This is a genomic window from Streptomyces sp. NRRL F-5123, assembly GCF_000721495.1.
In the GTDB taxonomy this organism is placed as follows: Bacteria; Actinomycetota; Actinomycetes; order Streptomycetales; family Streptomycetaceae; genus Actinacidiphila.
This window is the reverse complement of the sequence record NZ_JOHY01000004.1, coordinates 145,908-165,072: the sequence shown is the minus strand read 5'-3', so window position 1 is coordinate 165,072 and position 19,165 is coordinate 145,908. Positions and strand designations below refer to the sequence as shown.

The window sequence follows — 19,165 nt, the reverse complement described above, 5'->3', positions numbered from 1 at the left end:
GATCGGCAGCCGGCCGATTCGACCGATGTGCCCGCTCCAGAGTAGAACCGCCCCCGCCCGGCACTCCGGGCGGGGGCGGACCGCGGTCGTCGTCGCGGCTCAGCGCGTCACAGGACGCACTCGGCCTCGGTGTAGCGCTCGGCGGGCACCGTCTTGAGGTGCTGCACCGCCTCCGCCAGCGGCACCAGCGTGATGTCGGTGCCGCGCAGCGCGGTCATCATGCCGAACTGTCCGCTGTGCACGGCCTCCACGGCGTGCCAGCCGAAGCGCGTCGCCAGCACCCTGTCGTACGCCGTCGGGGTACCGCCGCGCTGCACGTGGCCCAGGATGACCGGCCGGGCCTCCTTGCCGAGCCGCTCCTCCAGCTCGACGGAGAGCTGGTTGGCGACGCCGGTGAAGCGCTCGTGGCCGTAGACGTCGGTGGCGCCGGCGCTGAAGTCCATCGTGCCCTCGCGCGGCTTGGCGCCCTCGGAGACGACCACTATGGCGAACTTCTTGCCCGCCTCGAAGCGCTTGCCGACCACCGCGGCCAGTTCCGCGATGTCGAAGGGCCGCTCGGGCACCACGATCGCGTGCGCGCCCGCGGCCATGCCGGAGTGCAGCGCGATCCAGCCGGTGTGCCGGCCCATGACCTCGACGATCAGCACCCGCTGGTGCGACTCGGCGGTGGTCTTGAGCCGGTCCAGCGCCTCGGTGGCCACCGTCACGGCGGTGTCGAAGCCGAAGGTGACGTCCGTCGAGGCGATGTCGTTGTCGATCGTCTTGGGCACCCCGACGATCGGCAGGCCCGCGTCCGACAGCAGCCGGGCCGCCTTGAGGGTGCCCTCGCCGCCGATCGGGATGATCGCGTCGAGGCCCAGGTCGGTGACATGGCCGCGGGCCGTCTCCACGCCGCCGCGCAGATGCGCGGGCTGCACGCGGGAGGAGCCGAGGATGGTGCCGCCGCGCGCCAGGATGCCGCTCACGGCGTCCAGGTCGAGCTTGCGGTAATCGCACTCGAGCAGGCCCTTCCACCCGTCGTGGAAGCCGATGACCTCGTCATTGTGGTCCACGACGGCGCGGTGCACGACGGACCGGATGACGGCGTTCAGCCCGGGGCAGTCGCCGCCGCTGGTCAGCACACCAATACGCATTGCTCTCGTTACTCCCGCGACTCGTCGGGACGGCCGGACCACGTCGTCCGGATGGATCACGGCAAGCTTACCGATCCCCGTAGCGTGCCCTCCACGGCGACCGCACTGCGGACACCTGACGATTGACCGAACGCTGGGGAGACGTTTGCCGGCGGCTTGCCGTCGGCGCTCGCCCGGGGCGCGGACGGCGGGCCCGCGGGCTCACGCGGGCTGCTGCTCCGCGGCCGCGATGCGCTCGGCCCGCAGCGCGTCGTACCACCGGTCGTCGGCCGGCGGCAGCGCGTTGACGTCCAGCGCCAGCTTGATCAGCATGTCGGCGATGTGCGGGTTGCGGGCCATCACCGGGCCGTGCATGTACGTGCCGAAGACGGTGTCGTTGAAGGCGCCCTCGGTGCCGTCCCCGGTGCCGTTGCCGCGGCCGATCCGCACCCGCGCGAGCGGGCGGGCGGTCGGGCCGAGGTGGGTGACGCCCTGGTGGTTCTCGAAGCCGGTGAGCGGCGGCAGGCCGAGCTGCGGGTCGATGTCCGCCAGCACGTCGCCGACGCAGCGGGCGCCCTCGCCGCGGGTGCTCACCACGTCCAGCAGGCCCAGGCCCGGCTCGGGGCGGCCGAGGTCGTTGACGAACTCGTGGCCGAGGATCTGGTAGCCCGCGCACACCGAGAAGACGATCGCGCCGTTGGACACCGCGCGGTTGAGTCCGCCGTCGCGGCGCAGCCGCTCGGCCGCGAGCCGCTGCGGGCGGTCCTCGCCGCCGCCGATCAGGTAGATGTCGCCGGAGGTGGGGACGGCCTGGTCGGAGCGGACGTCCACCCGGGTCACCGGGACCCGGCGCTGGAGCGCCCGGCGCTCCACCACCAGGGCGTTGCCCTGGTCGCCGTAGGTGCTCAGCAGATCGGGGTACACCCACACCAGGCGCAGGCTGGACTCACTCATTGGGGTATCTCCTTGACGGTCCTTGACGGCCCGGGTCAGTTGCCGACGCGGCGGCGCAGGTCCTGGAAGGCGGTGTAGTTGGCGATGGCCTCGATCCGGCCGGGCGGGGCGGTCCTGACCGCCTCGTCGAGGTCCGCGCAGACCGTGAACTGCTGGTTCGCCACCTCCAGGCGCACCGCGAGGTCCAGCTTCCGGTCGCCGATCACCATGATCGGGTGCCCGGACAGCCGGGTGTAGTCCACGTCCCACAGCCACGAGGTGTCGGTGCCGTCCGCGCCGCGCGCGTTGACCGACAGGATCACCGGGGTCGGCGGGGCGTCGATGAGGGAGAACGTCTCCAGCCAGCCCGCCGGGTTCTTCGCGAGCAGCAGCCGCAGGTCGCGGCCCTGGAAGCTCACCACGTCGTAGCGCCCCGCGACCGCCTGCACCTTGTACATCCGCTCCAGCGCGACCTTGGGGTCGATGCCGAAGGTCGCTGCGACGGCCGCGGAGACGGCCGCGTTGGACTTGTTGGCCCGGCCCGGCAGTTGCAGGTGGATCGGCCAGGCGACGCCGTACGGGTCGACGACGTGGTCGCCGGACAGCGCCCACGTCGGGGTGGGGCGGCGGAAGCCGCACTCGCCGCAGTACCAGTCGTCGCCGGGGCGCTGGAGCACCCCGCCGCACGAGGGGCAGGACCAGGCGTCGTCCTTCCAGGACTGGCCGGCCGCGACCCACACCACCGTGGGGCTGGAGGAGGCGGCCCAGGTGACCAGCGGGTCGTCGGCGTTGGCGACGACGACGGCCTCGGACCCGGCCAGGCCCTCGCGCCACTTCTCGGCGAGCATCCGCGTCTCGGCGGCCCGGTCGAGCTGGTCGCGGGAGAGGTTCAGCAGAGCGATGGCCTTGGGCGCGACGTCCCGCGCGACACCGGCCAGGTACTTCTCGTCCACCTCGATCACGCCGAAGCGGGCGTCGGAGCCGCCGGCCAGCGCGGAGGTGATGCCGGCCGGCATGTTGGCGCCCAGCGCGTTGGAGACGACCGGGCCGCCGGCCCGCAGCGCCTCGGCGAGCAGCCGGGTGGTGGTGGTCTTGCCGTTGGTGGCCGACACCAGCACGACGTCGAGGTGCCGGGCGAGCCGGGCCAGCAGATCGGGGTCCAGGCGCAGCGCGACCTTGCCGCCGATCACCGACCCGCTGCCCTTGCCCGCCGCGCGGGACACCGCCGCGGCCGCCTTGCCCGCCGTCACGGCCAGCTTCGCCCGCGGCGTCAGCGGCTCCGATTTGCCTGCCATCCGTCTGTCTTCCCTCCTGGATCCGGCGCGACCCCGAAGCCCACGCGCCCCCCGCGGCGGCCGGTGGTCCCGTCCGCCCGGGCGGCCGCGACGGCGGCCGGCAAGTTCCGATCGAGGTCAGCCTATCGACTCCGGGCCCCGGAGCCCCACCTCACCGCCGGGGCGGCCGCCCGGCCGGGGCGCCGGGGTCACAGCCCGGGGCTGCCCGCGCGGTCGCCGGCCTCGACGAGCCGCCCCCACAGCAGATCGGCCAGGTGGCGTACCAGGATGTCGCGGGGCAGCGGGCGCTCGCCGAGCCACCAGTCGCCCGCGGCGTACATCATGCCGACGATGCCGTGCCCCCAGACCCGGGCCAGCTGCGGGCCGTCCGGGCCGAGGTCCAGGCGCTCGGCGATCACGTCGCCGAGGTCCTCGCCCATCCTGCGCAGCAGCGGCACGGAGTGCCGGCCGACATCGAAGCCGCGCTCGTCGGAGGGGGTCTCGGCGGGGTGCATCAGGAAGCGGTAGACCTGGGGCCGGGTCTCGATGGCCGACAGGTACGCGTGGAGCGTCGCCTCGACCCGGTCGCGGCGGTCGCCGGGGGAGTCCAGCGCGGTGCGCAGGGTCGCCAGCAGCGCGTCGGTATGGCGCTTGGCGAGGGCGCGGTAGAGCCCGCTCTTGTCGCCGAAGTGGCGGTAGAGGATGGGCTTGGTGATCCCGGCCTCGGCCGCGATGGCGTTCATCGACGCCTCCGGGCCGTCGCGCAGGACGACCCGCTCGGCGGCCTCCAGCAGCTCGTTGCGCCGCCGCTGCGTGGCTGCCTGCTGCTCGGTCCGCTGGCCGGTCTCCACCCGGAACCTCCCCGTCGTCCGATGGCGGTGGTCTGCGCAACGTAACACTCCTGGCCCCGCACACCGGATGCGGCCTGGCGAGTTGACATCGCTTACCCGGCGGTAACAGACTGCTGTTACCGCAAGTAACTAGCATGTGGAGGGGACGATGGGCGACTTCACGCTCGATCTCAACGACGACCAGCGGTCGGTGCGCGACTGGATCCACGGCTTTGCCGCCGACGTGATGCGCCCTGCCGCCGCCGAGTGGGACGAACGCGAGGAGACCCCGTGGCCCATCATCCAGGAGGCGGCCAAAATAGGCTTGTACTCGCTGGATTTCTACGCCCAGCAGTTCTTCGACCCCACCGGCCTCGGCATCCCGATGACGATGGAGGAGCTTTTCTGGGGCGACGCCGGCATCGCGCTGTCCATCGTCGGCACCGGCCTGGCCGCGGTCGGGGTGCTGGCCAACGGCACCGAGGAGCAGATCGGCACCTGGGTCCCGCAGATGTACGGTGACGCCGACGACGTCAAGGTCGCCGCCTTCTGCTCCTCCGAGCCCGACGCCGGCTCCGACGTCGGCGCCATGCGCACCCGTGCCGTCTTCGACGAGGCCACCGGCGAATGGGTGCTCAACGGCACCAAGACCTGGGCCACCAACGGCGGCATCGCCAACGTGCACGTCGTCGTCGCGGTCGTCGACCCCGAGCTCGGCACCCGCGGCCACGCCTCCTTCATCGTGCCGCCCGGCACCCCGGGCCTTTCCCAGGGCCAGAAGTTCAAGAAGCACGGCATCCGCGCCTCGCACACCGCCGAGGTCGTGCTGGACAACGTCCGGGTCCCCGGCGACTGCCTGCTCGGCGGCAAGGACAAGCTCGACGAGCGCCTGGCCCGGGCCCGCGAGCGCGCACGGACCGGGAGCAGCGAGAGGGGCAAGAACGCCGCCATGGCCACCTTCGAGGCCTCCCGCCCCGCCGTCGGCGCGATGGCGGTCGGCACCGCGCGCGCCGCCTACGAGTACGCGCTGGAGTACGCAAAGGAGCGCGAGCAGTTCGGCCGCCCGATCATCGACAACCAGGGCGTCGCCTTCCAGCTCGCCGACATGCGCACCCAGATCGACGCGGCCCGGCTGCTGGTGTGGCGGGCCTCCTGGATGGCGACCGCGGGCAAGCCCTTCACCTCCGCCGAGGGCTCGATGTCCAAGCTCTTCGCGAGCGAGACGGCCAAGAAGGTCACCGCCCAGGCGGTGCAGATCCTCGGCGGCAACGGCTTCACCCGCGAGTACCCGGTGGAGCGCATGCACCGCGACAGCGCGATCTACACCATCTTCGAGGGCACCAGCGAGATCCAGCGGCTGGTCATCGCCCGCACCCTGTCGGGCCTGCCGATCCGCTGACCGCGGCGGCTCCGGCGCCGGGCTACTTGTCCTTGCCGTAGCCGCGCAGCAGGAACCACGCCATCAGCGCGACGCCCACCACCGACACCAGCAGGACGGTACGCATCACCGGCCCCGGGCCCGCGGTGTCGGACACCGCGAGGGTGCTCAGATCGTGGATCGCGCCGATGTGCATGGAAGGCTCCTTCTGGTCCGGCCCCCAAAAGCGTAGACCCGCGCCCCCCTCTCACCGCGCCGCGGGGGGTCCGGGCTCGCCGGCGGGGTGCCGGCGCCCCGCCGACCTGGGGCGCAGCGCCTCGGCCAGCTCGTCGAGCGTGTCGACCAGCAGCTCCGCGCCGCGCCGTACGACCCGGTCGCCCGCCGGGTCGGACGGCCAGCGCGCCAGCTCGGCGTGCAGCGCCGACCAGTCCGGTGCGCGCCGCTCCCGCACCTGGTCCGCGGCCCGCGCGGTGGCCTCCCGCAGCGCCGCGGCGAAGCGCGCCGCCGCCGGTACCGGGGCGGCGTCCTTGCCCGGCTGGTGCGCCTCCATGACCAGCCCCACCCGCCCGGCCGCCGACAGCGCCGCGTCCGCGTCCCGCACCGCGCTGCGCGACACCCCCCGGTGCCGCACCGGCTCGGCGTCCGCGCGGGCCACCGCCTGGTCCCAGGCCGCCCCGGCCGCGCGCAGGTCGAGCAGCGCGCGGCGCACCGCGCCGTGGCGCCGCCGTCCGGGGTCTGCGTGCGCGTCCATCACCGCCGCGACGTAGCCGCTGGTCGCCTCGATCCACTCCGCGAGCCGGTCGCGCAGCCGCGGGGTCTCCCACGCCGGGAAGACCGCGTAGGCGGCCATCGCCAGCAGCCCGCCGAGCAGCGTGAGCAGCACCCGGTCGCGCACGGTCTGCTCGACCTGCTGCCCGCCCATGTCCAGCAGGAAGACGACGTAGGCGCCCACGCACGCCTGCGCGACCACGTAGCCGCTGCGCATCAGCAGGTACATCAGCCCGATGCTGACCACCGCGAGCCCGGCCAGGGCGTACGTGCCCGGGTGCGTCGACTGCGTGATCCCGGTGCCCAGCGCGACGCCCACCAGAGAGCCGGTGAAGCGTGCCACCCCGCGCTCGTAGGTCTGCGTGAAGTCCGGCCGCATCACCATGACCGAGGCCATCGGCGCCCAGTAGCCGTGGCCCAGCGGCAGCGCGCCGCCCAGCACGTAGCCGACGCAGGCCACCACGGACAGCCGCAGCGCGTGCCGCAGCACCGGCGCGTCCCAGTGCACCTGGCGGCGCACCGTGCGCATCGCGGTCGGCAGCAGCTCACCGGCCTTCGGGCGCAGCAGGTGCGCGGTGCCGGTGGCGTCCGCCGGGCCCGAGCCCTCCGCCCGTTCCACCGCGGCCGACAGCAGCGACACCAGCCGGGTCGCCGAGCGGCGCGCGCTGCCGGTCAGTTCCGCGCCCGGGGCGTCGGAGCGCAGCAGCGCGTCGGCGCGCTCCGGCACCTCCAGCGGGGTGCCGTGCCGGATCGAGCGGGCCACCGCGTCCAGCACGACGGCCGCGACCGCGAGCACCTCGCGCGCCCGGTCCCGCTCCGGCCCCTCGGCCGCCGCCCCCACCGTGGGGTCGGCGAGGGAGGCCAGCACCGGGCGGATCCGCTCGGCCAGCGCCCGCTGCCCGTGCAGCTCGTCGGGCCGCCGCCGGGCCTGGCGGGGCGTCAGCTCGGCGGCCGCCCGGGCGGCCATGAGCGCCTCGGGGTCGAAGGGCACGACGGGCTCGTGCCGCAGCCGCCGTGCGTAGTCGGCCTCGGCGGCGAACGCGTCGGCCAGCGCGTCGCGCTGCGCACCCCAGCGGCGGATCGGGAAGACCACGATCAGTGCCGCCTGCACCAGCGCCCCGAGCCCCACCAGGGCCGCGTGGTGCAGCGCGCTGAGCGCCGACGTCGGCAGCGTGACCGTCACCAGCATCACCGCGACGGTCAGCGCCGAGACCATCCCGGTCGTGGGGCCGAGTGCCCACGCCATGCCCGCGCCGAACGACCACACCGCCAGCAGCAGCACGAACAGCACCACGTGGGAGGCGGCCAGGTAGCCGAGGAAGGTGCTCACGGCGAGCCCCGCGCCGGTCGCGAGCGCGAGCACCGGCCGCGGCCGCCAGCTGCGCTGGAAGGTCGCGACCCCGGCGGCGAACGCCCCGAACGCCGAGGACGCGGCGACGGGCGGCGACCACAGCCACAGCGCCAGCCCGACGACGATCGCGACACCGGCCGCCGCCCGCAGTGCCACCAGCGGCTCCAGCCGGGTCCGCTCGACCTTCAGGCCGGACCGGGAGGTCTCCCGCAGCGCACGCAACCACGTCATGGAGCAGACAATAGGCAGTTCAGCGCCCGTCGCGGAGATCCGGTCCGGTCCTGTGCCCACCCGCCGGGCCGATGTCCGGCCCGGCGGGTCGGCGGGGATCGCGGTACGAGCGGGGGCGGGGGCGCAAAGGGGAGACGCCGGCGGGGGAGCGCAACACCCGTCCGCCCGGCCGGACGTGACGACCACCACCCCGCGGGGCGCGCACACCCCTCACACCCGCGCGCCGCCTTCTGGTTCAATGGGGGACATGGCCAGCATTACTGACACCGGGACAGGTCGCAGCGACCTCGAACCGTTCTGGCCGTCCCGGCAGGAGCACCACTTCGACCGCTGGTGTTGCCGCGCGATCCCCGCGCGGACCCGCGTATTCCGCTGACCTGCCCGTAGGCCCCGCCCCCCGGCGGCCGGGCGACAGCAGACGGTCCCGCGCACACGGCGTCCCACGACCCTTCGCGCGAAAGAGCCGAACCATGTCGAACGTGCCCACCGCTTCCCCCGTCTCCACCGCCTCCCCGGTGGCCGGTGTGCCCCCGCGACCGGGGCTGCCACCGGGCAGGCAGTCCCTCAACCACCCCGCCGGGGTGGCCGCCGCCCGGCAGCGGCTGCGCGCGGTACGGCCCGACGAGGTGCCGCCCGCGCCGGACTTCCTGCCGCCCGGCGCCACCTGGCTGCCCGCCCCCGGCCATGTGCTGCCCACCGCCCCCGGCGGCGCGCCGATGGTGGGCTACCTGGTACTGGTGCCCGCCGAGCCCCCCGCCCCCGTGGTGGCGGCGCCGCCGGCCCCGGCCGGACCCGCCGGGCCGGGGCTGCGCATCGACGCCGACCGGCGCACCGTCGAGGTGGACGGCCGCCCGCTGGACCTCACCTACCTGGAGTTCGAGCTCCTCGCACACCTGGTGGCCCATCCGCACCGGGTGCACTCCCGCGACCAGCTCGTCACCACGGTGTGGGGGTACGGCCACGTCGGTGACGGCCGCACCGTCGACGTCCACGTGGCGCGGCTGCGCCGCAAGCTCGGCGCGGGCCACCGCGGCACGATCGTGACGGTCCGCCGGGTCGGCTACAAGTACGCCCCCGCGCAGCCCTGACCGTTTCTCCCGGAGCTCTCCCGCAGCTCTCCCCGCAGGGCGCCCCGGCAACCGCCGCGGCGCCCTTGCGGCGGCTACGGGACCACGGTGACGGGCCACCTGCCCGCCTTGACCAGCCGGACGGCCACCGAGCCCACGAACCGGTGGCCGGCCCGCTCCGACGCGCCGACGACGACCGCGTCGGCCTTGAGCTCGTCGGCGGCGCCGGCCAGCCCGCCGAACGCGTCCCCGCGGAAGGTGTGGAATTCCCACCGCACCTGGAAGGTGCCGCGCAGCCGCTCCACCGAGGCGCGGATCTCGGCGACCAACTGGTCGGCGATCCCGGTGTCCACGTCGGCCACCGGCACCCCGAGCGCGGCGCCGCCGGGCAGATAGGACTGCACGTAGACGAGGGCCAGCAGCGCGTTCTGCCGACGCGCGAGCCCGGCGGCGTACGCGGCGGCGCGCCAGGACGAGTCGGAACCGTCGAGTCCGGCCACGATGACCTTCGGTCCGTCGGTGCCGCGTTCGAAACGCACAGGGGATTTCTGCTCGTCCACGCGGCCAGGCTATAGGCCTCCGGCCTGCGGGTTCACCCCCGGCGACGCTGTGTGCTCACCCCAATGGGTGTATTGCCACGACATGTGCACCTTTGCGGGGCACGCTTCTCGGGAGGAGTGAAACAGGCGGCGCCCTCCGCCGGGCGCGTGGGCCGAGACCAGGTCCGCGCCTTCGCGCCGGCTCGCCGTCCACGCCGCTACCGGGGAGGTTTGTCATGCCGAGCGTGTCCACGAGTGTTTTCGTGCCGAGGCCGGACACCGAGGTCTTCGACTTTCTCGCCGACGCCCGCAATCTCGCCCTCTGGAGCTCCGGCGTGAGCGCCGTCGACTCCGACGACGTGGTGCCCGGCCGCGACGCCGCCTACCGCTACCGCTACCCCGGGCGGCGCCGCCCGCACCGCCTGGTGTGCGCCGACTTCCAGCCCTCGCGCCGCATAGTGTTCCGCGGCCAGCGCATGTGGAGCCCGCTGGGCACCCAGGTGCCGGTCTACGGCTTCGACCTCATCCCGCACGCCGACGGCACCATGGTCCGGCTGTCGGTCACCAGTTGCCTGAGTGCGGCGCTGCTGCTGCTCGCCCCCGTCGTCGCGATGGCCTGGCGCCGCGACCTGCCGGTGGACGCCGGGAAGTTCCGCGACCTGCTCGGCGGCGCCGTGCCCGCCGCGGCCACCCTGAAGAGCCCGGCGCTGCCTGCCGCGAGCCTGCCCGCTGGCCCCTCCGCCGGGGCTCCCGCACCGGCCGCCGGCGCCCTGCCCGTGTCGTCCGCGCCCGGCGGATTCGACTACGCTCATTGAGTGTTAAACTAAAGCCCGTGGTGCGGCACTCCCCCGAGCCCACCACTGCGACCGCCCCGGCCTGGTCCCCCCGTCCCGGCCGGGGCTTCGCACGTCCGGGGCCTGTCACGCCCCCTCTTCCGCGCTCTCCTCGCCGACCCGGGAGAGCTTGTCCGGGTTGAGCACCAGGTAGATGTCGGTGACCTTGTCGTCGACCGGGTCCAGGTCCACCACCATGACCGCGGTGGGGGAGTCGTCGGTGACGACCACCACGGACGGATCCCCGTTGACCTGCCGGTAGCGGATGTCCGCCGACCGCGGCAGCCGGTTCGCCGCGTAGCCGGTCAGCAGCCGCGCCACGTTCTCCTGGCCCGACACCGGCCGTACCAGCGCGCCCGGCAGCCCGCCGCCGTCCGCCCACAGCGTCACGTCCGGCGCCAGCAGCGTCATCAGGCCCGCCAGGTCGCCGCCCAGCGCCGCGGCGATGAAGCGCTCGGTCACCTGCCGCTGGAGGCGCCGGTCCGCCTGGTAGCGCGGCCGCCGCGCCTGGACGTGCTCGCGCGCCCGGTGCGCGAGCTGCCGCACCGCGGACGGGCTGCGCCCCAGGATCCCGGCGATCTCGGTGTGTGCGTATCCGAACACCTCGTTCAGCACGAACACCGCCCGCTCCAGCGGCGTCAGCGTCTCCAGCACCACCAGCATGGCCATCGACACCGACTCGCCGCGCAGCGCCGCGTCCGCCGCGTCCACCGACCGGGTGGCCTGCGAGGAGTCCGCCACCTCCGGCGCCGTCTCGGTGAGCAGCGGCTCGGGAAGCCACGGCCCGACGTACGTCTCCCGCCGCCGGGTGATGCTGGCCTGCCGGGCGAGGGCCTGGTTGACGGCGATCCGCACCAGGTACGCGCGCGGGTTCACGATGTCGGCCGCGCGGCCCTGCTCCGTACGGCGCGTCCACGCCAGCCAGGTCTCCTGGAGCACGTCCTCGGTGTCCGAGGCGCTGCCGAGCATGTTGTAGACCACCGAGAACAGCAGCTCGCGATGGCTGACGAACTCCGCGGTCGCGCGGTCGCCCGGGCCCGTACCGCCCGTGGCGTCGGTTCCGCCGGCGCCGTCGGTGTCGCCGGTGCTGTCCGTGGCGTGCGTGGCCGGTACGTCGGACACGATGAAGGCCTCCCGTGGTGCGATTCCCCGTCACCCGTTCAGAGGGCGCGCACGGCCTCCAGCGTGACATCGCGCGCGCGGGTGTGACGCGCGTCTCACCGCGCGCCGCGGATGTCACACGCCGCGCGGCGGGTACCTCCTATGTCCGTGGGCCGGTACGCCGGCCCGCACGCCCGCCGTGCCACCGGGGCGGCGGGACCACCGGACAGGAGAGGAAGCGGGTCGCCGTGACCGACACGCAGGCCGACGAGATCGATTTCAGCATCATGTACGCGACCCACCGCGCCTTCCGCCGCGACCTGCAGCGGCTCGCGGCCGCGGCGCAGGCCGGCCGGGGGCGCGCACCGCAGGCGCTGGCCGGCTGGGAGAACTTCAGCAGGCAGCTGCACCACCACCACTCCGTCGAGGACGCGGCCCTGTGGCCGCAGGTCGAGGCGAAGATCGCCGGCCGCCCCGACGCCCAGCAGCTGATGAAGGACATGGAGGCCGAGCACGCCGAACTCGGCCCGCGCATCGACACCGTGGAGGCCGCCCTGCACTCCGCCGACCCGGACCTCGGGGCGAAGATCGAGGACCTCTACCAGGTCATGGACAACCACTTCCGGCACGAGGAGGACAGCGCGCTGCCACTCATCCAGGAGGTCCTGACCCCCGCGGAGTGGCGGAAGTTCGGCCTCGCCAACGCCCGCAAGTTCGGCCTCAAGGGCGTCGCGAACTACGTCCCCTGGGTCCTCGACGGCTCCACGCCCGCCCAGGAGCGCGAGTTCCTGGGCGCCTTCCCGCCGCCCGTCCGCGTCGCCAACAAGCTGTTCTGGCAGCGCTCCTACGCCAAGAAGGGCCTCTGGCAGTCCTGACCGGCCCGGCCGGGCGGGCCCGCGCCCGCCCCGGTACCCGCACCCGCCTCAGTACCTGAGCACCGCCGCCACGTGCCCGACGTCCGCCAGCTCGCCGTCCGGCACGAACCGCACCCGCGCGCCCGTGTCCAGTGCCTGCTCTGCGATCTCGTCGACGATGTCGTCCCTGGCGCCCCGGTCGCCCGTCGCGGCCGGGACCAGGTGGTCGCCGTCGTCGCGGACCGTCGCCCGGTAGCCGTCCTCGATCGCCACCAGCGCCACCCGGGCCTCGGCCACCGACTGCCACACCTCGTCCACACCGCCCGCGAAGGCCTTCCGGCTGCGGGCCTGGTCCAGCTCGGCGAGCACCTCGCCGACCTCCTCCGCGGCCCGCTGCCCCGCCGCCTCGGCGAGCGCCTTGCGCAGCGCCTCGGCGGGGCCCTCGGCCAGCCCGCCCTGCACGATCCGCCCGGCGGACTCCTTGACCAGCTTGCCCGCGTCGTCCAGCGCGGCCAGCGCCTCCGACTCGGCGACGACGTACAGCGGCTGCGGGTCGGCGGCCAGGACCACGCCCGCCTTCTCGGTCACCTCCCGCAGGAACTGCCGGGTGGACTCGTCGTTGAAGATGCTCGGCGTGTCGCCGATGCGCTCCTCGCGCTCCGGGTCGAAGTCCTCCTGCGCCCGCCGGATCGGGAAGGCCCCGGTGACCGGCTCGGGCGCCCGCCCCTTCGACCCGCTCCACATCGTGGCGACGTCGGCGGACAGCGCCAGCACCCAGTACGGCTGGTTCGCCACGTGAGCGGCCACCAGGTTCCGGGTCAGGAAGGTCTGCGCGAGCAGCACCCGGGCCGGCACCGTGCGGGCGAGCGTCCACACCTGGTGCTCGCCCGGCGCGGCGAAGATCGCCAGCCCGTCCTCGGCGTGCACCAGGTCGACCTCGCCGAGCGCCTGGTCGAGCTGCCCGATCACATCGATCCGGTCCGCCCGCGAGACCTCGGGGTCGTTGTGCACCGCGTCCTTGGCCTCCTCCAGCAGGTTGCGCAGCCGTACGGCGTCCTGGGCGTTGTCCGGCTCGCGGCGGTGCGTGGGGAGCAGGATCGAGACGGCCGGATACGGCCGCGGGCGGCGCAGGTCGGCGAGGATGGCGGGACTGATCGGCGGGTGCATGTCGGTGCCCTTTCGGCGGCTGCAACATCTGCCGGAGACGTCCCCCGGGGCGTCTCGTCGTCCCTTCCTGGATATATCAATGTGCGGCCCCCCGCAGCTTGTGGGCGTCCCGCCGGCCTCCCGCTGGCGTCCCGCCCGGGTGCCGCGGCCGGTCACCCGTACGGCCCGCCGGGTGCTGCGGGTGGCGCGCGGACCCCGCACGGTGAGGGGGACCGGGCCTGCAGCCCGTGGAGCAGAAGGGGAGCCCGTGACCCGACACCGGACAGGCGTCCCGGCCGCCGGCCGGCTGCGCGCCGCCACCGCCGCAGCGCTGGTCGCCGCGGCCGCGGGCGGCCTCGTGCTGGTCGGCGGCTGCGACGACTCCTCGGACGGAGGTTCCCCGTCCGGCACCCAGCTGCCCTCGGCGGTGCGCTCGGCGGTCTCCAGCGGGGCCGCGGCCGCCTCGTCCGCGGCGTCCTCGGCCGCCGCGGCGGCGTCCAGCTTCGCCGCCTCGGTCGGCGCGGGCGCGACCGGCGCCGCCGCGGCCTTCGACGCGGCCCTCGCCAAGGCCGCCGGCCAGGGCAACGCCGTCGACTCCGTCCAGCTCACCAGCGTGCCGGCCGCGCAGACCGGCGGGCTGAACGCGGTCGTCGTCGGCATCGCGAACAGCACGGACAAGACGGCCTCCTACGCGGTCAAGGTCGAGTTCGCCGACTCCACCGGCCACGTCGTGGACAGCTCCGTCGTCGGCGCCACCGGCGTCGCCGCGGGCAGGACCGCGCAGACCATCGCCTTCACCACCAAGGACCGCGGCACCGTCCTCACCCCGCGGGTCGCCAAGGCCCAGCGCTTCTGACCGCCCCCTTCCGGGCCCGTGCCGTGCGCCGCCCCCGTCCCGGCCGCCCCGCCGTACCGCCCCCGGCCGGAATCCCTGCCGGCTTCCCGGCCGAAGTCCCGGCCAGGGGGCCGATGCTGACACTGCCGGACCCGTGTGCGAAGCTTCCGGCTTCGGGGTGAGGGGAGGCGGCGGTGGACGGGCAGGACGCCACAGCCGGGACGGACGGGCAGGCGGCGCGGCCGGAGGCGGCGGACGGGGCGGGAAGCCCCGCGCCGGCACCGGTCACCGGACGGGGGAGCAGGACGGCGGCAGCGGGCACCGCGCTCGCGCTGGTCGCCGCCGCGGGGACCGCGCTGGGCGCGGTGCTGCTGCACCCGGGCCACTCGCTGCTGGCCAAGAGCGGCGGGCCGCTGGACAGCACCGCCGCCGTCGTGCTGCTGGCGCTGGCCGCCCTGGGCGCCGGACTGCTGGCGGCCAGCCGCTACCGGGCCCGCGTCGGCCACCGCTTCGACCTGCCGCCCTTCGAGCAGCGGCTCTCCGACGCGGTGACCGTCACCCTCGTCGCCGCCGCCCTCGTCGTCCCCCTGCTGCTGCTCCTCAATCATCCCTTCCCGCACTCCTCGGCCACCCCGCCGCCGGACACTCCCGCCACCGTCGTCACGGGCCACGGCACCCCCTCCCCGGTCCACGTACTCCCGACGCACAAGCCCCGCCACGGATCGTCGATCACCATCCCGCACCTGGTGGTCGTGCTGGCCCTCGTGGCGCTCGCGGCCGTGCTGCTCGTCGCGGGATACACGCTCTGGCGCCAGCTGTACCGGCCCGCGACGCGGGAGGTGCTGGAGCCCTACTCCCACGAGCCCGACGAGCAGGAGGCGCTCGCCGAGGCAGTCGACTCCGGCCGCCGCGCGCTGCTCGGCGACGGCGACCCGCGCGCCGCCGTCATCGCCTGCTACGCCGCCATGGAACGGTCCCTGGCCGGGTCCGGCGTCGCCCGCCGCGCCTCCGACAGCCCGCAGGACCTGCTGGAGCGCGCCGCCGGCAGCGGCCTGCTCGGCGGCCCGCACGCCGCCGACCTGACCGCGCTCTTCCGCGAGGCCCGCTACTCCACCCACCCCATGGACACCACCCACCGCGACCGCGCCGCCGCCGCGCTGGACGCCATCGCCGCCCAGCTCGCCGAGGCAGCCGCCCGCGCGGCTGCGGAAGCAGAGGCCGGGGACCCGGCCGCCGCGCCCGCCGACCGCCCGCGGGGCCGCGGACCGCAGCCGACGACGGGAGCCCACCGGTGAACGAGCCGCCCGAGCCCGGCGCCCCCGGCTCCGTACGCCACTCGCTGCTCCGGCTGGGCGCGGCCGGCGTGGCCGCCGTCGTCGTGCTCGCCCTCGCCGAGGGGCCGGCCGGCGCCGCCGCCGCACTGGCCGTGTGCACCGTCGCGGGCCTGGCCGTCGCCCGCTACGCCACCGGCGCGAGCGCCCAGGACAGCGGCTTCCGGCGGAACGTACGGCTGCTCGGCAGCCGCGCGCCCGCGCTCGGCGAGTGGCAGCGCATCGTCGACAAGTCGATCGGCGACGGCGCCGACGTGCACTTCGCCGCCACGCTCCGCCCGCAGCTCCAGCGGCTCTTCGCCGCCCGGCTCGCCGAGCGGCACGGCGTGCACCTGCACCGCCAACCCGAGCGGGCCAAGGCCCTGGTCGGCGCCGACCTGTGGCCCTGGATCGACCCGCACCGCCGCCCCGCGCGGCCACCCGACCACCCCGAGCGGGTGCTGCGCGCCCTGCTCGACCGGCTGGAGGCGCTGTGACCGCGCCCGCGCCCCGCCGCCCGTCCCACGTCCAGGCAAGGTGAGGAACCGCACGTGACCGAAGACCGCATCGCCGACGCCGCCGGCCCGTACGCCATGACGCCGCGGGAGGCCGGTGAGCGCGCCGCCGGGGTGCTGGCCGAGATCCGCACCGCCGTCGTCGGCAAGTCCCGGCCGCTGGAGATGGTCATGCTCGGCATCCTCGCCGGCGGCCACGTCCTCATCGAGGACCTGCCCGGCCTCGGCAAGACGCTCATGGCCCGCTCCTTCGCCGCCGCCCTCGGCCTGGACTTCCGGCGCATCCAGTTCACCCCCGACCTGCTGCCCTCCGACGTCACAGGGGCGCCCTTCTACGACCAGCGCACCGGCGACATGGTCTTCCGGCCCGGCCCCGTCTTCACCCACCTGCTGCTCGCCGACGAGATCAACCGCACCCCGCCCAAGACCCAGGCCTCGCTGCTGGAGGCGATGGCCGAGTCCCAGGTGTCCATCGACGGCAGCACCCGCCCGCTGCCCGACCCCTTCGTCGTCATCGCCACCGCCAACCCCATCGAGTACGAGGGCACCTACTCGCTGCCCGAGGCCCAGCTCGACCGCTTCCTGCTGCGCGTGCGCATGGGCTACCTGACGGCCGAGCAGGAGACCGGGATGCTGCGCGCCCGCATCGCCCGCGCCGCTCCCGAGGCGGTGCTGCGCACCCTGGGCAGCCCCAAGGACGTGCTGGCCATGCGCGCCGCCGTCGAGCGGGTCGAGGTCGAGGACGACCTGCTGGACTACGTGGTAGCGCTCGTCGGGGCCACCCGCGCCCACCAGCACATCCAGGTCGGCGCCTCGCCCCGCGGCGGCCTCGCGCTGGTCCAGCTCGCCCGCGCCCGCGCGGTCCTGGACCTGCGCGACTTCGCCACGCCCGAGGACGTCAAGGACGTCGCGGTGGCCGCGCTCGCCCACCGCGTCACGCTCAAGCCCGAGCTGTGGGTGCGGCAGATCGACGCCGACGACGTCATCGCCGAGATCGTGCAGTCCGTCGCCGCCCCGCAGACCCTGCCCCGCAGCCGCGTCGCCTCATGACGGCCGGGACCGGCCGGTCCGCGGCCGTCGAGCGGGCGCTCGGCGGCCGCGACGTCTCCGACGGCGGGCCCACCGAGCCGCCCAGCCCGCCACCGCCCGGGTGGCGGGCCTCGGAGAGCGCGCTGCGGTACGGCACCGTCGCCGCCGTCGCGGTCGCCGCCGCCCTGGTCACCGGGCACGCGTGGCTGCTCGCCGCGGCGGCCGCACCGCTCGCGCTGCTGGCCCTCGCGCTGCCCGCCGGCACCCGCCCGCGGCGGATCGACCCGGTCGTGGACGTCCAGCCGCGCCGCTGCTTCGAGGGCGAGCAGCTCACCGTCACCGTCACCCTCGGCCTCGACGGCACCGCCGGGCGCCTCGACCCGGGCATCACCCCGGGCCCCGGCCTGCGCCTGGACGACCTCAGGACCGGCCCGCGGCACCTGACGCTGCTCTGCACCGCGGAGCGCTGGGGCCGCTGGAGCGTCGGCACCGTAGACGTCGACGTCTACGACGCGGGCGGCGCCGCCCGCCGCACCGTCCGCGTCGACCTGGGGGAGGTCGCGGTCTTCCCCGTCCCCAGCGCAGCCGCCGTCACGCCCATCCCGGTCCGGCTGCCGCAGCGCCTGGGCGAGCACACCTCCACACAGCGCGGCGAGGGCGTCGAGGTCACCGGCGTCCACCCGTACGTCGTCGGCGACCGGCAGCGGCGCATCCACTGGCCCGCGACCACCCGGCGCGGTGAGCTGCAGCTCCACCAGTTCGCCGCGGAGAAGGCCTCCGACACCGTCGTGCTGCTCGACGTGCTCGCCGACGTCCGCGACCCCGCGACCGGGGCGTCCTCGCTCGACGAGACCTTCCGCGCAGCCGCCGGGCTCGTCCGCGCCTACCTGCGCACGAACGACCGCATCGGCGTCGTCTCGGTCGGCGGCGCCACCCGCTGGCTCCAGCCGGGCAGCGGCCAGACGTACTTCTACCGGATCGTGGAGAGCGTCCTCGACGTCCGCAAGGACCTCGGCTACCGCACGACCGGCCTGCGCCGCCTGCCGCCGCCCGCGCTGCCGGAGAACGCGCTCGTCTACGTCTTCACGCCGCTCACCGACCAGCGCATCCTCGACGTCCTCGACCAGGTCAGGTCGCGGGCCAACCCGCTCGTCGTGGTGGAGATCCCCAGCGGGGACCCGGCCGCCGAACCCGGCGACACCCGCGCCCAGCTCGCCCTGCGGCTGTGGCGCGCCGACCGGGAGGCGATGCGCTTCGCGCTCACCGAACGCGGCATCGCCGTCGTCACCCACACCCCCGGCGAGACGCTCGACCTCGCCCTCGCGCCGCTGCTGCGCACCCGGATCCGCGGAGGAAGCCGATGAGCCGCACACCGGGCGCCCACCGGCTGACCGCCCGCGTCCTCGGGGCTGCACTCGCGGTCGCCGCCTGCAACCCGCCGCGCACCGTGACCGGGCCGCGGATCGGCTGGCTCCTCGTCGTCGCCGCGGTGGCCGCGGCGTGGTGGGCCGCGCCGATGGTCGACACCCGGCCCGTGCTGTCGTCCATGCGCTGGAAGGACGTCGCCGTCCACCGCCGCAACACGCTGCTGCCGGCGGGGGCGGTGCTCCTCGCCGCGGTCACCGCGCCCGCGGTGTGGCTCGCCGCGTGCGTGGTCGGCCTGCTGGCCGCGTACCTGCTCGTCACCGACGCCTGGACGATGAGCGCGTCGGCCCCGCCGGGCACCGACCGCCTCCGGCCCGCGGCCGCCGCGGCCGCGGCCTGCGCCGTGACCTTCGCCGCAGCCCAGGCCCCGCTCGCCGACACCTCGTGGGCCCGCCTCCCCGCGGCCCTCGCGATCGCCGCGACCACCACCTGCGTGGCCCTGGCCCTCCGCCACCGCTGAACCCCCTCCGGGGGGCCGGTCGCGCTCGGGGGGTGCCTGGTGCGGTGGGCCCCGCGGCCACCCACCGGCGGGTGGCCGGGCGCGCGGTTCCCCGCGCCCCTGTTGCGGCGCCGTCGTACGCATCGCCCCTGCCCGGGGAGGGCGAGCCGTTGTCAGGGGGGGCGCGGGGAATCG

19 protein-coding genes are annotated in these 19,165 nt (G+C 75.2%); 10 read left to right on the top strand and 9 right to left on the bottom strand.

Translation table 11 applies throughout. The features are described 5' to 3' along the window. Window positions 1–107: 107 nt before the first annotated feature. From IH54_RS0105780 to IH54_RS0105765, 4 genes are all read right to left on the bottom strand, one after another. Window positions 108–1,133 carry a 6-phosphofructokinase gene (locus IH54_RS0105780; RefSeq protein WP_031513423.1) on the bottom strand — a complete coding sequence of 342 codons (1,026 nt, stop codon included), beginning with the start codon at window positions 1,131–1,133 and terminating at the stop codon, window positions 108–110. A gap of 201 nt (window positions 1,134–1,334) precedes the next feature. Further along, window positions 1,335–2,066, bottom strand: a complete 732-nt coding sequence (locus IH54_RS0105775) for a type 1 glutamine amidotransferase (protein WP_031513421.1) — start codon at window positions 2,064–2,066, stop codon at window positions 1,335–1,337. Between the two features lie 35 nt (window positions 2,067–2,101). Beyond that, complete coding sequence (locus IH54_RS0105770) at window positions 2,102–3,340, bottom strand: MurT ligase domain-containing protein (protein ID WP_031513419.1); 1,239 nt, start codon at window positions 3,338–3,340, stop codon at window positions 2,102–2,104. Between the two features lie 188 nt (window positions 3,341–3,528). Next, on the bottom strand, window positions 3,529–4,170 hold the full coding sequence (locus tag IH54_RS0105765) for a TetR family transcriptional regulator (RefSeq protein ID WP_031513417.1): 642 nt from the start codon (window positions 4,168–4,170) through the stop codon (window positions 3,529–3,531). Window positions 4,171–4,318: 148 nt separating this feature from the next. On the opposite strand from IH54_RS0105765, the gene IH54_RS0105760 reads away from it, so the two are divergent. Then, on the top strand, window positions 4,319–5,548 hold the full coding sequence (locus IH54_RS0105760) for an acyl-CoA dehydrogenase family protein (protein WP_031513415.1): 1,230 nt from the start codon (window positions 4,319–4,321) through the stop codon (window positions 5,546–5,548). A gap of 22 nt (window positions 5,549–5,570) precedes the next feature. Here the strand turns inward: IH54_RS0105760 and IH54_RS46070 are convergent, their stop codons facing one another. Both IH54_RS46070 and IH54_RS0105750 read right to left on the bottom strand, forming a co-directional pair. Next, window positions 5,571–5,723 carry a hypothetical protein gene (locus IH54_RS46070; protein ID WP_199923334.1) on the bottom strand — a complete coding sequence of 51 codons (153 nt, stop codon included), beginning with the start codon at window positions 5,721–5,723 and terminating at the stop codon, window positions 5,571–5,573. A gap of 51 nt (window positions 5,724–5,774) precedes the next feature. Beyond that, a complete protein-coding gene (locus IH54_RS0105750) occupies window positions 5,775–7,877 on the bottom strand; it encodes an FUSC family protein (RefSeq protein ID WP_052397110.1) in 2,103 nt (700 codons plus the stop codon). A 470-nt stretch (window positions 7,878–8,347) separates the two neighbouring features. Between IH54_RS0105750 and IH54_RS0105745 the strand changes: the two genes are divergently transcribed. After that, a complete protein-coding gene (locus tag IH54_RS0105745) occupies window positions 8,348–8,965 on the top strand; it encodes a winged helix-turn-helix domain-containing protein (RefSeq protein ID WP_031513411.1) in 618 nt (205 codons plus the stop codon). Between the two features lie 74 nt (window positions 8,966–9,039). Here the strand turns inward: IH54_RS0105745 and IH54_RS0105740 are convergent, their stop codons facing one another. After that, window positions 9,040–9,504: a universal stress protein gene (locus IH54_RS0105740; protein ID WP_031513409.1), complete on the bottom strand. Its 465-nt coding sequence runs from the start codon at window positions 9,502–9,504 to the stop codon at window positions 9,040–9,042. A 224-nt stretch (window positions 9,505–9,728) separates the two neighbouring features. Here IH54_RS0105740 and IH54_RS0105735 point away from each other — a divergent pair, with 224 nt between their 5' ends. Next, the gene (locus tag IH54_RS0105735; protein WP_159011672.1) at window positions 9,729–10,298 is read left to right on the top strand and encodes an SRPBCC family protein; all 570 of its coding nucleotides are present in this window, start codon (window positions 9,729–9,731) and stop codon (window positions 10,296–10,298) included. Window positions 10,299–10,403: 105 nt separating this feature from the next. On the opposite strand, the gene sigJ is transcribed toward IH54_RS0105735, so the two are convergent. Continuing rightward, entirely contained in the window at window positions 10,404–11,309 is a 906-nt protein-coding gene (gene sigJ / locus IH54_RS0105730) for an RNA polymerase sigma factor SigJ (RefSeq protein ID WP_052397127.1), read from the bottom strand. Between the two features lie 356 nt (window positions 11,310–11,665). Here sigJ and IH54_RS0105725 point away from each other — a divergent pair, with 356 nt between their 5' ends. Next, the gene (locus tag IH54_RS0105725) at window positions 11,666–12,292 is read left to right on the top strand and encodes a hemerythrin domain-containing protein (protein WP_031513402.1); all 627 of its coding nucleotides are present in this window, start codon (window positions 11,666–11,668) and stop codon (window positions 12,290–12,292) included. Between the two features lie 48 nt (window positions 12,293–12,340). Here the strand turns inward: IH54_RS0105725 and IH54_RS0105720 are convergent, their stop codons facing one another. Further along, window positions 12,341–13,438, bottom strand: a complete 1,098-nt coding sequence (locus IH54_RS0105720; protein ID WP_031513400.1) for a hypothetical protein — start codon at window positions 13,436–13,438, stop codon at window positions 12,341–12,343. A gap of 247 nt (window positions 13,439–13,685) precedes the next feature. Between IH54_RS0105720 and IH54_RS0105715 the strand changes: the two genes are divergently transcribed. From IH54_RS0105715 to IH54_RS39355, 6 genes are all read left to right on the top strand, one after another. Beyond that, entirely contained in the window at window positions 13,686–14,273 is a 588-nt protein-coding gene (locus IH54_RS0105715; RefSeq protein ID WP_031513398.1) for a hypothetical protein, read from the top strand. A gap of 173 nt (window positions 14,274–14,446) precedes the next feature. Beyond that, window positions 14,447–15,547 carry a DUF4129 domain-containing protein gene (locus tag IH54_RS0105710; protein WP_052397109.1) on the top strand — a complete coding sequence of 367 codons (1,101 nt, stop codon included), beginning with the start codon at window positions 14,447–14,449 and terminating at the stop codon, window positions 15,545–15,547. Next, a complete protein-coding gene (locus IH54_RS0105705; RefSeq protein WP_031513393.1) occupies window positions 15,544–16,059 on the top strand; it encodes a hypothetical protein in 516 nt (171 codons plus the stop codon). The genes IH54_RS0105710 and IH54_RS0105705 overlap by 4 nt, the downstream gene beginning before the upstream one ends. Before the next feature lie 96 nt (window positions 16,060–16,155). After that, the gene (locus IH54_RS0105700; protein WP_031513391.1) at window positions 16,156–17,127 is read left to right on the top strand and encodes an AAA family ATPase; all 972 of its coding nucleotides are present in this window, start codon (window positions 16,156–16,158) and stop codon (window positions 17,125–17,127) included. After that, complete coding sequence (locus tag IH54_RS0105695) at window positions 17,124–18,470, top strand: DUF58 domain-containing protein (protein ID WP_031513389.1); 1,347 nt, start codon at window positions 17,124–17,126, stop codon at window positions 18,468–18,470. The genes IH54_RS0105700 and IH54_RS0105695 overlap by 4 nt, the downstream gene beginning before the upstream one ends. After that, window positions 18,467–18,991, top strand: coding sequence for a hypothetical protein (locus IH54_RS39355; RefSeq protein ID WP_052397108.1), 525 nt, complete (start codon window positions 18,467–18,469; stop codon window positions 18,989–18,991). The genes IH54_RS0105695 and IH54_RS39355 overlap by 4 nt, the downstream gene beginning before the upstream one ends. The last annotated feature ends 174 nt before the right edge of the window (window positions 18,992–19,165 follow it).